We start from the raw sequence: 13,762 nt of genomic DNA, 5'->3' as shown, positions 1-13,762 counted from the left end.
GAGTTTTGCCGGAAAAGAAGACTGAAAAAATGATTTTTACACTATCCTATATGATAGTAAATTTATTCAGAAAATATGTAAATTATTTTAATTATTACTCGATTTGGCAGGAGCGATTCATACGAAAAAAGCCCTGCAAACCACTTTGCAAGGCATTTCCAAAGGAAGACTATATAAAATATGACTCTACCGGCTACTTTTCCTCTCCGACCAGCTCTCCACGGAAAGAACGGACATCCACAGCACTGCAATTCGAAATTTTTAAATCAGGGCCTTGATCGGCCAAAATCTCAACATTGCGCAAAATGATTTTTTCAGCATAGCGGATTTCGCCGCCCGACGAAGAAGCGATCCGGGTATCTTCGATCCGCACGCCGGAAATGGGCATCTCGGGAATGCCATTGAAGAAAAGGGCGCGCCGGGCACCAAGACACCTCAACCGCCGGATGTCGATGTTGCGGAAAGCGGGCGTCGTCTCGTCGACAGGCGGCACGAGCGCTGCGGCCCGCTCCTCGGTGCCCGATTCGAGCACCTCGACGGCCGACTTGCCGCCGTAGAACAAGTCGAAAAGCAACGGTTCGGTGGCGATGTCCGACATGGAAGTATCGTAGACGAAGATATTTTCGACCACGCCGCCGCGTCCGCGCCGGCTCTTGAAACGCAGCCCCACATCCGTAGAGACGAAGTTGCAGCGCGACACCAGCACGTTGCGCACGCCGCCCGACATTTCGCTGCCGACGACGAAGCCGCCGTGACCGCGGAATACCGTACAACCCACGACGACAACGTTTTCGGTCGGCACGCCGCGCCGGCGGCCGTCCTCGTCCTTGCCGCTCTTGATGCAGATGCCGTCGTCGCCCACGTCGAAACGGCTGTCGGCGACAAGCACATTGCGGCACGACTCGATATCGAGTCCGTCGCCGTTCTGGGCATAGGAAGGGTTGCGCACGGTCACACCGTCGACGATCACGTTGCGGCACAGCAGCGGGTGGATGTTCCACGCCGGGGAATTCTGGAAGACGACGCCCTGCAACAACACATTCTCGCAATCGATCAAGCTGACCATCACGGGACGCAGGAAATCTTTCACGGCGGCCCACTCCTCGTCGGTCGAGAGCATGCGGGGCACATTCATGTCGGCCACGGCGTCGCCCCGCAGCGCCTGCTCGCTGGGGAACCAGTAGGTCGGTCGCTTGTAACACCCGCCGCGCGAAGTGATCCGCCGCCAAGTGCCCTCATTGACCTTTTCGCGCTTGAGCGGACGCCAGAACTCGCCGTTGCCGTCGATGACGCCCTGTCCCGTGATGGCGATGTTACGGACGCCGCGCGCCGAGATGGGCGACTGGCAACGCCGCGTGTTGTCGTAGCCCTCGAACGAAGTCTCGACCAGCGGATAAAGACTCTTGTCGGCCGAAAACAGGATGATGGCACCGCGCTCGACATGCAGACGGATGTTGTCGCGCAGAACGATCGGCCCGGTGTGCCACACCCCCGCAGGAACGGTTACCGTACCGCCGCCGGCCTCCGCAAGACGGTCGATGGCGGCCGCGAAAGCAGCCGTGGATAACTCCGCACCGCTGGGATCGCCGCCGAAATCGGCCACCGAGACGCTGCGGTCGGGGAAGACCGGAGCCGCGGGACAAGGCATGTCGAAAGGCAAGTCGGCACAATAGACCGCATAGGGATTCTGCGGCACATCCTGTCGGGTTCCGCGCGGTGTCTTCCGCTGCGCTGCGGCCGCATCGGCGGACGTCATCGTCAGAGCGCAAAGCAAAAACATCAAAAGGTATTTCATAACCAGAATATTTTATTTACCTAAATAATACGACGGCACGGGCGCCTGGGGATAACCCATGCTGCGATGAAGCACATAGCTGCGGTAGAGCGGATCCTGCATGAGCGCGGGACGCCGGTCGGCGGCGGGGATGTCGGTCATATAGATGCGCAACTCGCCCGGCAAAGCCGTGACGATCTCCTCGCGCCAGTCGCCCAGGATGTCGGCGATCATGACGATCGATCCCTCGATCCCCTCGGCGAGCACCCGGTCGGGCCATTCGACCACGCACTGGGTGTCGCGCCGCCCCCTGAACGTCTCGCGCAGCCGGTCGGCGCCCCACCACACCCAGTTGCGGCAGTCGGGAACCGCCTCGGGAAACAGCTCCTCGCCCTGCGCCGTGAGCAGATAACGCGCGGTGCTGCCGCCTTTCCTGTCCTCCTTGCCGATGCACTCCATGCCCGGATGCGAGGGGTCGAAATCGACGACCATGCCGTCGCCTACGTGATACGTCGGCCGGCCGATATTCCACACCTGACGCCCGGTCGCTGCATCGACCACGCAGACGCCGCGGCCGTCGTCGTGGCGCACCTCGCCGCACAAGAAGACCTCCAAACCCGGCCGTGCGGGATCGATGTCAGCCAAATAGGCTTTATCGGGATGTCCGATGCCGGCCGACCAGAGCAGCGTCCCGTTGTCGTCGAGCATACAGCCACCCAAAAGGATTTCGTCGCGCCCGTCGCCGTCGACATCGCCTGCCACCATGCTGTGGGCACCCTGACTGCGGATCACGGGATTCTCCTCGTCGCCGTCCCAACGCCAGAGCCGCGTCAGGCGGCCGTCGTGGAACTGCCAGGCATCGGCCAGCATGGCGCGATAGGTGCCCCGCGCAGCGATGATGCAAGGCGTCCGCCCGTCGAGAAAGGCCATGCCCAGCTGGTTGCGGTTCTGCCGGTTGAGATCGCCCAGCCGCCACGACCGCTCGGGCCAGTCGACGCGCGCCAGTTCCTCGCCGGTCATGCCGTCGAGCACCGAAAGATACTCCTCGCCCGAATCGACCCGGTGCCGGGCGTTGCGCCGCGCATCGGCCGGAGCGGTCTTCAAAGCCACCTCCGCCTTGCCGTCGCCGTCGAAATCATAGGCCACGAAAGGCGAATACCAAATGCCCGGCTCGATGCCCAGCCCCAGATCACGGCTCCAAAGATGGGTGCCGTCGTGCAAATAAGCCGAAATCGTGTAGGTCAGGCCCATGGGATCGCCCGGCATGCCGGGATCGACATTGCGGTCGGGCGTGCGGACGATGAAATCGTATTTGCCATCGCCGTTCAGATCGGCCAGAGCCACCTTGCCCGCCCGCTCGTTGTCGCGAAGCCGAACGGAACGATAGCGCGGTGCCTGCCGCAACGTATCGCACACGATGGCCACCGGCTCGCAGGCCAGGCCGCTTTCGAGGTTGTAGCAGGGTTCGACCCAATACTCCGCTTCCACGCCTGCGGGGAGGGTTGCATCGAGATAGTCCGTGGTTTTCGACACCGACCGTCGGTCGAGCAACTCGGTGCGGCCCGCGATACGACGGTAGACGTTGAACCCCACCTCGGGATGGTCGGCGGCGAGCATGCGCCAGCTCAAATAGACGCCCGTCGTGTCGCGTGCGGGCTGCACGGTCAGTCCGCGGTCCAAACGCTCCCCGACCCGCACGGCAGCATAGCCCGTCACGGGCGGCTTCTGCTCGTGACTGGGGTGGAGCACCTCGTAGTTGTAGACCCGTTCGCGAGGATCCTGCGCAAAAAGGCCGGCCGCGGAAAGAGCCGCAGCCAACGCCAGAAAGAACCTGTTTTTCATATCCCTTACTTATTCAATTCAAGACACCCCATGATGAAAGGGCCGGTCGCTTTGGCATCGTTGTCGCGCATGCGCTCGCCGATGTAATATTCGAAACTGCCGTCGCGGTAGGGATTGCCGCCCAGACCGCCCACCGCGCAACACCGCGTGAGCGAAAGCGTGCCGTCGGAACACTCGCCCAGCAGTTTGCTGCGCAGCCCCTCGAAGGCCTTCTCGGCATACTGACGATAGGAAGCATCGAGGTAACCCTTGTTCACGGCCTTGGCATAAGCATACATGAACTGCGCGGTAACCGAAGCCTCGGGGAAGTTGCCCTTGCGCTTGGGGCAGTCGAGCACCTGGTACCACAGCCCGGCCTTGTCCTGGTACTTGGGCAAAGCATCGGCCAGCCCCTGCACCAACGAAACGACGAACGCCCGGTCGGGATGGTCGGCAGGAATGAAGTCGAGGTTATCGACCAACGCCATGAACCACCACCCGATCGACCGGCCCCAGAAGTTGGGCGAATGGCCCGTCTCGGGATCGGCCCAGCGCTGCGAACGGCTCTCGTCCCAGGCGTGATGGTAAAGTCCCGTGGCCGGATCGAACGTGTGGATGTGGCAAAGCCGAATTTGCTTCACGGCTTCGTCGATCCACTCGGGCTGGCCGAACTCAGCCCCATACTGCGCCAAAAACGGCGAACACATGTAGAGACCGTCGAGCCATATCTGATGCTGGTAGATCAGCTTGTGCCAATAGGCGCCGTCGCAGGTGCGGGGATGGCGGCGCATCTGCCCGACGAGCCGATCCATCGCCTTGCGGTACTTCTCCTTGCCCGTCTCGCGGTAGCAGTCGAAGAGTACTTTGCCCGGATTGATGAAATCGAGGTTGTAAGCAGCCAGATCGTAAAGATGGATGCCGCCCTTTTCGTCGACGATCGAATCGGCCCACTGCTCCACATAATCGAAGTAGCGGCGTTCGCCCGTAGCTTTCCACATGCGCAACATAGCGCAGCACCCCACGCCCTGGGCATAGCCGAAAAAGAGGCGCTTGCCGTGGTCGAGACGCCAGGCCTCGGGGAACCGGCGCATCTCGGAATCGGCGAACCAGCGGGCATAGGTGTCCGGCTCCCACGCATCGGTGCGGAACGGCACGGCGGGGAGTCCGGCGCCGTTGACCAGATTGACCCGGAACCATTTGCCCCATCCGTAGCGCACGGCCACGGGCTGCTCGACCTGCGGAGCCGTCAGCAGCACCTCGTCGCCCGCAGCGACGGCCTCGGCGGGATAGAACCGGCGGTCGGCCCCGGCGATGAGAAAACCCTCGATCCGGTCGCCCTGGGCGGCACGCAGACCGCCCTCGGCATGGGCGAATTTTACCGCCAAGGCGGAACCCTCGCGCCGCAACGAGAGGAAATAAGGACTCTCGCAAGCCACGTCGCGGCCATAGTCGCGGTTGAGCGCCCACCGGGCCAACCGCTCGCCAGGCACGACCTTGTTGCGAGGATGGATATCGAGCGAATCGCCCACGTCCGTAACGACGACCATGCCCGTGCGGCGCACCGACCGCCAGGTGCGGAACTGGGCGTCGCGGATGGTCGGGGGCTGCTGGTAGTGGGGCGCGATCTGCACAAAATAAAACGGCATGTCGGGCGCGCGGAACTCCTTGCGCCAGGCGTCGATCATGTTGGTAAAAACCTGCTGGTATTTTTCAGCCCGCACCGAATTGGACTCGCCCTGGTACCAGACGCATCCCTTGACCGTATAAGGACAGATCGGACGGATCATGCCGTTCCACAAGGTAGCGGGAACCTTGCAATGATCCTTGTTGCGCTTGATTTTATCGGGAGCGTACTGCTCCAGCACATCGGCATAGAGCGGATTGCGGGCCATGACCTCCATCGGAGTCCACGACTCGGCATGCGTGCCGCCCCACGACGACTGGATCAAGCCCACGGGCCGCAGCAACTCCTTATGCAGGGAACGGCCGAAAGCGAAACCCACGGCCGAGAACAACTTCAGGTTCTCGGGCGTGCAGACCACCCACCGGCCCACGCAATCGTCGCGTTCGCCGTCGGGCGCCAACTGGTGCTCGACGTGGAACAGGCGCAGGTTATCGAACGTGGCGTCGCCCATCTGCTCATCGTAGTCGGCTATACCGGTCATCCATTTATTCTTGGGATCGCGGGCCGTAGGAAACTCCATGTTGGACTGGCCCGAGCAAAGCCACACCTCGCCGATCAGGATATTGCGGATCACCACCGTGTCGGCCCCGCAAATAGTGAGCTGCTGCCCAGTCATGGCCTCGGGGGTCTCAACGGTGAGCTGCCATCGCCCGTCGCGGCCGGCTACGGTGCGGTAGACCTTATCGCTCCACGAAGCAACGACAGCGATCCGCTCGCGCGGAGCAGCCTTGCCCCACACGGCGGCACGGGTCTGCTGCTGCAAAACCATGTTGTCGGAAAATACCGCCGGCATCTTGATCGCAGCGCCGGCCGGCGAGAACGCCGCCAAGAAAAGCAGCGCAAGAAAAAAAGGTTTCATAGTATAATTTAAGTGTAGTCTGGTTATTCGGCCGGGCCGCAACGACGAAAACCGCATCCGGCTGCAGGTCGGACTTGCAGTCCGGACGGACGGAATCATCGTTCTACAAAAATAGACTATTCGGTGCGAACGGTCAACGGGCCGGCCCAACAAAATCATTTTCTTTAGCATTAAAGTCACATCGCAGGCCCGAACCGCACCCCGCGACGCTGATTTCCGGCATCGGCACAATCAATTGAAAAAAAATCGCTACCTTTGCCCTGAATTTTTAAATGGAATCAAATATGGCATCTCAATTACTCAAAGGCAAGAAAGGTCTGATCTTCGGAGCGCTCAACGAGCAGTCGATCGCCTGGAAAGTGGCGGAACGCGCCGTGGAGGAGGGCGCCGAAATCGTGCTGACGAATACGGCCGTCTCGATCCGCATGGGCACGATCGGTCAGCTGGCCGAGAAATGCAATACGGTGGTCATCCCGGCCGATGCGACGAGCGTCGAAGACCTGGAGAACCTGATCGACAAGACGATGGAGCACTTCGGCGGCAAGTTCGACTTCATGCTCCACTCCATCGGCATGTCGCCCAACGTCCGCAAGGGCCGCACCTACGACGACCTGGACTACGACTACCTCTCCAAGACGCTCGACATCTCGGCCATCTCGTTCCACAAGGCCATCCAGGTAGCGCGCAAGAAGGACGCCATCAACGAGTGGGGTTCGATCGTAGCGCTGAGCTACATCGCTGCGCAGCGCACGCTCTACGGCTACAACGACATGGCCGACGCCAAGGCGCTGCTCGAATCGATCGCCCGCAGCTTCGGCTACATCTACGGTCGTGAGAAGCACGTGCGCATCAACACCGTGTCGCAGTCGCCCACGGCGACCACGGCAGGCAGCGGCGTGCTGGGCCTGGGCGATCTGATGTCGTTCGCCGAGAACATGTCGCCCCTGGGCAACGCTACGGCTGAAGACTGTGCCGACTACGTGCTGACGCTCTTCTCCGACTTCACGCGCAAGGTAACGATGCAGAACCTCTACCACGACGGCGGATTCTCGTCGATGGGCATGTCGCGCCGCGCGATGAAGACCTACGAAAAGGGCATGCGCTTCGACGACGTACAGCAGAACCAATATCCTTTCGGACAGCAGGAGGAGTAACCTCCGGCCGGAGCGATCCGACAAAGAGGCGGAACCCTTTTGCATGGTTCCGCCTTATTTTTTACGGTCGGGTTCCGGCTTGCTCCGGGCCGCCGGCGTTGTAGAGGGCGCGACCGCTTTCAGTATCGGTGTTCTCTTTCGTCGAGTTCGGCCCGGGTCACACGCCGACGGTCGATCGACCGCCAGGCATAACCAATATAGATCGCCACGAACGGAATGAAAAGCGAGACCCAGGCCATCGTCCGCAGCGTGAAAAGACTCGACGACGAATTGCCGATCGTCAGCGACGACTGCATGTCGGCCAACGAGGGATAGTAGGCCGTACGGTTCCAGCCTGCGCACAGCAACAGCGCCAAGACGGTCAGGATAGTTCCGGAACCGCCCCACCACACGGCCCGACGGCTACCGCGCCACCCCGACACGATACTCCGCAGCACGGCTGCGACGCCCCCGAGCAACACGGCCGCCACATAAGGCATCGCCAGCAGGTTGTGCAGGTATTTGTAGGGTTCCACTACGATCGCGCCCGTTGCCGGATCGACCGCATACCCCGCCGCGCAAAGCAACCGCACCAGCCAAGCGACGAAACAGAGCACAAAACCGATCGCGAGGGGGCGCATCCTCTTGCGGGCACGGCGTGCGACCTCCCCGTCGTCGATACAGTTCATCGCATACTGGCACCCCAGCGTCATGGCCAGGAGCGCGACCGCCAGCCCCAGCACGACATTCCAGCCGTTGGCCAACGCATCGAGTCCGTGCCACGGCGTGGCCCACTGCGAAATCACGACATGCCCGTCGCCGCCCCGGTCGGCCAGATTGAGCCGGTCGACCGTAAAAGGCGCCCCGGTAAAAAGGGTCGAGAGAGCCGTTCCCAGCAAAAACGGCCCGAGCAGACCGTTGATCGTCAGGAATGCGTCGAACGTCCTGGTGCCCCAGACATTGCCGGGCTTGCGCCGGTACTCGTAGGCCACGGCCTGCAAGACAAAGCAGAACAAAATAGCCGTCCACACGTAGGCCGCGCCACCGAACGACGTCGAGTAGAACAGCGGGAACGAAGCGAAAAATGCCCCGCCGAACGTGACGAGCGTCGTGAAAGTCAGTTCCCATTTGCGGCCCGTCGCATTAAGAACAAGATTGCGCCCCTCCTCGTCCACGGCGAGCCAGCGCACCAGCGCCTGCCCGCCCTGCACGAAAAGCAGGAAAACGAGCAGCGCCCCCAACAACGAAATCACGAACCACCAATAATGTTGCAAAAAAATCAATGTATCCATAGCTAAAAATCATGCGGCCGAAGCCGCTTTATTACTCGTTGTCGATCTTTTCCGGCCCTATCTTGATCTGACGCAGAAGAATGCTTATCTCGGCCACCAAGAGCGCCGAAAAAAGCGCCAGAAAAAGAAAAAACGTCACACCGACCGAAGCGCTCGGCAATTTCGACGCTGCGATTCCCACGGGCATCAGCTCCTGAATGGCCCACGGCTGGCGGCCGACCTCGGCCAGCACCCAGCCGGCCTGCGAGGCGAGGTAGGCCAGCGGAATCGTCCAGATGCACACCCGCAACAGCCACCGCTGCCGCACCAACGTGCCGCGGCGGTTCGACCGCCACACGAACGCCAGCAACAGCATGAAAAACACCCCGGCGCCAACCATCACGCGGAACGAATAAAACAGCAGCGGCACGTTGGGCACGGTCTGCTGCGGCGACTGCAAGTAGCCGTAGCCGAAATAAGCGAAATAATCGCGCAGAAACGCCCTGCCCTCTGGAGTCGACGGGTCGAACCGGCGTTCGACGGCCTCCATCGCCGGCCGGTCGCCAACCTCGCGGGCCGCCCGGTAACATACCAGCTCCCCCACCGCCACGCGTCCGCGCGCCATCTTCTCGGCAACCGGCATGATACCCCGTCCAGGGTTGCCGTCGACCAGATCGTCGATCCCGGGCACGAACGCACCGGCATCCCGGAAACTCATCAAGGACAACAACCGAGGAACGCCCAAACTGAAGCGGAAAACATCGTCGGACGTCCGTTCTCTTTCGGGCCGCAGCACGCCGAAGAGCGTCAGCGGCGCTCCCTCCTCGCCCCGGTAGAGTGCCTCCATAGCTGCCAGCTTCATGGGCTGCACCCGGGCGACGACGACACCCGACCGGTCGCCGGTGGTGGCCGTAAGCACGACAAAAACGAACCCGAAAGCCGACGCCAAAGCGATGCTTGCGCGGGCCATCTTCTCCTCACGCCGGCGCAGCAGATACCACGCGCTCACGCCGACGACGAACAGCGAGGCCAACGTGAACGACGAGCAGACCGTATGGAAAAACTTGTTGACAGCCACGGGCGAGAGGGCCACCTCCCAGAACGAGGTCATTTCGTTGCGCACGGTCTGCAAGTTGAACGTACATCCCACAGGGTACTGCATCCAGGCATTGGCCACCAAGATCCACCACGCCGAAAGGTTGGCCCCGACGGCCGTAAGCCAGGTCGAGGCAAGATGGAAGCCGCGGCCGACCTTGTTCCAACCGAAAAACATCACGGCGATGAAGGTCGTTTCGAGGAAGAAGGCCATGATCCCCTCGATGGCCAAGGGCGCGCCGAAGATGTCGCCCACGAAGTGCGAATAGTTCGACCAATTGGTGCCGAACTCGAATTCGAGGATCAATCCCGTGGCCACGCCGATGGCGAAGTTGATACCGAACAAACGCATCCAGAAACGGGTCGTGCGGCGCCAGAAATCGTCCCGCGTACGGTAATAAAGAGTCTCCATCATGGCGATCAACACGCTCAACCCGAGCGTCAGCGGAACGAAAAACCAATGGTAGACGGCCGTCATGGCGAACTGCGCCCGCGACCAGTCGACTGTCTGCAAATAATCGGAAACCATACTATCTATTCAATGTCAATTCTTCCAATACGCAAGCCGCCCGCTGCCGCCCGTCCCTTCCGGCCAACGGATCGGCGAAGAAAAAGGGTTTCAGCAGAGCGAACATGACGAAAAGTTTTACCAGCACGATGATCCACAACGTCCGGCCGAGGGTCATCGCGCGAAACCCCTCCGCATAGAAACGCACGACCCTGCCCGGCCATACGGCCGCCGCCCGCAACACCTTTTGCAAAATCGCGCATGAGAATCGGACACCCGCGTCCGCAACCGTTTTCATCATTTCGTCTTTATTTTGTACTTTTGTCGCTGGTCAGGTTATCAAGGTTATGAAAAATTCCACTCCAAGAACGCCGTCGCCGTGGATTTCGGTCGTGCCGCTGGCGGTGTTGACTCTCTTGCTCTATGTCGTCATCCGCTGTTTCGGCGGCGATGCGATCAACGGAGGCAGCCAGATCGCGCTGCTTTCGGCCGCGTCGGTCTGCGCGATGCTCTCGATCGGCATCTACGGCTGCCGCTGGACGGTGCTCGAAGAAGCCATCGTCGACAACATCCGGGCTTCGGCCTCGGCCATCATCATCCTGCTGCTCATCGGCGCCATCGCCGGTTCGTGGATGGTCAGCGGCGTGGTGCCGACGATGATCTGCTACGGACTCGAAATCCTCCATCCGTCGTTCTTCCTGGTCGCCACCTGCCTGATCTGCGCCGGCGTGGCCTTGATGACGGGCAGTTCGTGGACGACGATCACCACCATCGGCGTGGCCCTGATGGGCATCGGCCGCGCGATGGGCTTCCCCGAGGGGTGGATCGCCGGCGCCATCATCTCGGGCGCCTACTTCGGCGACAAGCTCTCGCTGCTCTCCGACACCACGGTGCTGGCTTCGTCGACCGTCGGCGTGGAAGTCTTTACCCACATCCGCTACATGCTCTACACCACCGTACCGTCGATGCTGATCGCACTGACGGTCTTTACCATAGCCGGACTGTCGCTCGACCATGGCTCCGGAGCGCACGCCCAACTCTATGCCGACACGCTGCGCGCCACGTTCCGCATCACGCCGTGGCTGCTGCTCGTGCCGCTCGCCACGGGCATCCTGATCGCCCGCAAGCTCCCGGCCCTGGTAACGCTTTTCGCCGCCGTAGTCATGGCCTGCATCGCCATGATCGCAGCCCAGCCCGAGCTGATCGCCAAAGTCGCCGGCATAGAACGGCTCGACTTCCTCTCCGGCTTCAAGGGAGTGCTCATGACCTGCTTCGGCCCCACGGCGCTCGAAACCGGCAACGTCCAGCTCGACGAACTGGTCGCCACGCGCGGCATGGCCGGCATGCTCAACACCGTGTGGCTGATCGTCTGCGCCATGTGCTTCGGCGGCGTGATGACGGGCAGCGGCATGCTGCGTTCGCTGACCGGCATCTTCCTGCGTCTGGTGCGCCGCACCTTCTCGGCCGTCGCCTCGACCGTGGGGGCCGGACTGTTCTTCAACCTCTGCACGGCCGACCAGTATATCTCGATCATCCTCTCGGGCCGTCTGTTCAAGGAACTCTACGCCGCACGGGGACTCGAAGCACGCCTGTTGAGCCGCTCGGTCGAGGATTCGGCCACGGTCTGCTCGGTACTCATCCCCTGGAACTCGTGCGGCATGACGCAAGCCACCGTGCTGGGGGTCTCGACGTTCGTCTACATGCCCTACTGCATCTTCAACATCGCCAGCCCCCTGATGTCGCTTCTCGTAGCGGCCCTCGGATGGCGCATACGCCGCAAATCATGAAAACCCGACTGGCGATTTTCGATCTCGACGGCACGCTGGTCGACTCGATCGGCGACCTGGCCGTGGCCTGCAACACGGCGCTCGCTCTGCGCGGACTGCCGCAGCACTCCTACGAAGCCTACTGCGGTTTCGTGGGCAACGGCATCATGCGGCTGGTCGAACGGGCCTTGCCCGAGCCGCTGCGGTCGCCTGAAAACGTGGCGCTGGTGCGGGCCGACTTCGTAGCCTACTACACCGACCACCTCGACGTCCGCACCGAACCCTACCCCGGCATTCCCGAACTGCTCGCCGAACTCGTCCGCCGGGGCGTGAAGCTGGCCGTAGCCTCCAACAAGTTCCAGGCGGGCACCGAAAAAGTAATCCGGTCGTTCTTTCCCGACATCCGCTTCGAGGCTGTGCTGGGGCAACGCGAGGGCGTGCCTCTGAAGCCCGATCCGGCGGTGGCCGAGGAGATTCTGACCCTTACGGGCATCCCGCGCGAGCAGGCGCTTTTCGTGGGCGACTCGGCCATCGACATCCTCACGGCCCAGGCCGCCGGCATCCGCTCGGCAGGCGTGACGTGGGGATTCCGACAACGGACCGAACTGGAAGAAGCCGGCGCCGACCGTATCGTCGACCGCGCCGACGAGCTGCTCGACCTGTTCTAACAATAATTCTTCACATCCTCGACCGTGATGCGGTCTTCGCTGAGGATAATCAAACGTTCGATCACATTGCGCAGCTCGCGGATGTTGCCCGTCCACGGCTTGGCCTGCAAGGCTGCCAAGGCTGCGGCATCCATCTTTTTGGGCGGCACCCGGTATTCGGCTGAAATCGTGCGGATGAAATGCTCCACCAGCTCCGGGATGTCGCCGGCCCGGTCGCGCAGAGCCGGCACGCGCACCACCACCACGCCGATGCGGTGGTAGAGGTCTTCGCGGAAATTGCCTTTGTCGATCTCCTCGCGCAGGTTCTTGTTCGTGGCGGCGATTACCCGCACATCGACATCGATATCCTTGTCGCTGCCCACCCGGCTGATCTTGCTCTCCTGCAAAGCCCGCAGCACCTTGGCCTGAGCCGCCAGCGACATGTCGCCGATCTCGTCCATGAAGAGCGTGCCGCCGTCGGCCTGCTCGAACTTGCCCTTGCGCTGCTTGACGGCCGAAGTGAAGGCGCCCCGCTCGTGACCGAAAAGTTCGCTTTCGATCAGCTCCGAGGGAATCGCCGCGCAGTTGACTTCGACGAACGGCGCCGCGGCCCGGGCGCTCTTGGCGTGCAGCCAGCGGGCGACCAGCTCCTTGCCTGTGCCGTTTTCGCCCGTAATCAACACGCGCGCCTCGCACGGAGCCACCTTATCGATCAACTGCCGCACACGCCCGATCTGCTCCGAGGTGCCGATGATCTGCTCCGCATGCACGGCATGCGAGCGGCGCGGACGACGCCCCGCAGCCGCAGGCGGCGCCTCCGGCGCCGGCTCGTCGATGGTGCTGTGGATCGACTTGAGCAGCCGGTTCATGTCGATGGGTTTGGTCAGGTAGTCGCGGGCGCCATTGCGCACGGCCTCGACCGCCGAGTCGATCGACGCCTCGGCCGACAACACGATGAACGGCACGCCCGTATCGGGCACCTTGCATCCGGTATCGGAGAGGATCACATCGAACGGAATTTTACTGCACATTTCCGATGCCGCAGTCTCGTCCTCGGCCGCCTCGGTCGAGAAGCCCTCGTATTCGAGCCGCTCACGCAAAGTATTTCGCATGCTTTTTGAACGATCCAGAATTAAAACCTTTGCCATAACTTGTTTTTCCTGAATTTTTATCTACTTTTGCGGAGGAGAAGCCCCGCATCCGC

Annotated in this window: 10 protein-coding genes; 3 read left to right on the top strand and 7 right to left on the bottom strand. The window is 61.7% G+C overall.

Features of this window, described 5'->3' with window-relative positions:
• Window positions 1–193: 193 nt before the first annotated feature.
• The 3 genes from QZ298_RS02655 to QZ298_RS02645 are packed head-to-tail and all read right to left on the bottom strand — an operon-like array spanning window position 194 to window position 6,138.
• Window positions 194–1,795: a glycoside hydrolase family 28 protein gene (locus tag QZ298_RS02655; RefSeq protein ID WP_296005188.1), complete on the bottom strand. Its 1,602-nt coding sequence runs from the start codon at window positions 1,793–1,795 to the stop codon at window positions 194–196.
• A gap of 12 nt (window positions 1,796–1,807) precedes the next feature.
• The gene (locus QZ298_RS02650) at window positions 1,808–3,616 is read right to left on the bottom strand and encodes an FG-GAP-like repeat-containing protein (RefSeq protein ID WP_296005187.1); all 1,809 of its coding nucleotides are present in this window, start codon (window positions 3,614–3,616) and stop codon (window positions 1,808–1,810) included.
• Between the two features lie 5 nt (window positions 3,617–3,621).
• Window positions 3,622–6,138, bottom strand: coding sequence for a glycoside hydrolase family 88 protein (locus QZ298_RS02645; protein WP_296005186.1), 2,517 nt, complete (start codon window positions 6,136–6,138; stop codon window positions 3,622–3,624).
• 284 nt (window positions 6,139–6,422) lie between these two features.
• On the opposite strand from QZ298_RS02645, the gene QZ298_RS02640 reads away from it, so the two are divergent.
• Complete coding sequence (locus QZ298_RS02640; RefSeq protein WP_296005185.1) at window positions 6,423–7,292, top strand: SDR family oxidoreductase; 870 nt, start codon at window positions 6,423–6,425, stop codon at window positions 7,290–7,292.
• Window positions 7,293–7,411: 119 nt separating this feature from the next.
• Here QZ298_RS02640 and QZ298_RS02635 read toward each other — a convergent pair whose 3' ends face one another.
• From QZ298_RS02635 to QZ298_RS02625, 3 genes are read right to left on the bottom strand one after another with little or no spacing between them, the layout of a single operon-like run.
• Entirely contained in the window at window positions 7,412–8,563 is a 1,152-nt protein-coding gene (locus QZ298_RS02635; RefSeq protein ID WP_296005184.1) for a cytochrome d ubiquinol oxidase subunit II, read from the bottom strand.
• A gap of 31 nt (window positions 8,564–8,594) precedes the next feature.
• Window positions 8,595–10,166, bottom strand: a complete 1,572-nt coding sequence (locus QZ298_RS02630) for a cytochrome ubiquinol oxidase subunit I (protein WP_296005183.1) — start codon at window positions 10,164–10,166, stop codon at window positions 8,595–8,597.
• A 1-nt stretch (window position 10,167) separates the two neighbouring features.
• A complete protein-coding gene (locus QZ298_RS02625; RefSeq protein ID WP_363323892.1) occupies window positions 10,168–10,446 on the bottom strand; it encodes a DUF4492 domain-containing protein in 279 nt (92 codons plus the stop codon).
• Window positions 10,447–10,492: 46 nt separating this feature from the next.
• Here QZ298_RS02625 and QZ298_RS02620 point away from each other — a divergent pair, with 46 nt between their 5' ends.
• A complete protein-coding gene (locus QZ298_RS02620; protein WP_296005182.1) occupies window positions 10,493–11,932 on the top strand; it encodes a Na+/H+ antiporter NhaC family protein in 1,440 nt (479 codons plus the stop codon).
• Entirely contained in the window at window positions 11,929–12,579 is a 651-nt protein-coding gene (locus QZ298_RS02615) for an HAD family hydrolase (RefSeq protein ID WP_296005181.1), read from the top strand. Before QZ298_RS02620 ends, QZ298_RS02615 begins: the two co-directional genes overlap by 4 nt.
• On the opposite strand, the gene QZ298_RS02610 is transcribed toward QZ298_RS02615, so the two are convergent.
• Entirely contained in the window at window positions 12,576–13,706 is a 1,131-nt protein-coding gene (locus tag QZ298_RS02610) for a sigma-54 dependent transcriptional regulator (RefSeq protein ID WP_296005180.1), read from the bottom strand. The genes QZ298_RS02615 and QZ298_RS02610 overlap by 4 nt on opposite strands.
• Window positions 13,707–13,762 lie beyond the last annotated feature (56 nt).

Source organism: uncultured Alistipes sp. (assembly GCF_910580175.1).
Taxonomy (GTDB): domain Bacteria; phylum Bacteroidota; class Bacteroidia; order Bacteroidales; family Rikenellaceae; genus Alistipes.
Note: the sequence above shows the minus strand (reverse complement) of the source record. Positions and strands in the feature narration are given on the sequence as shown.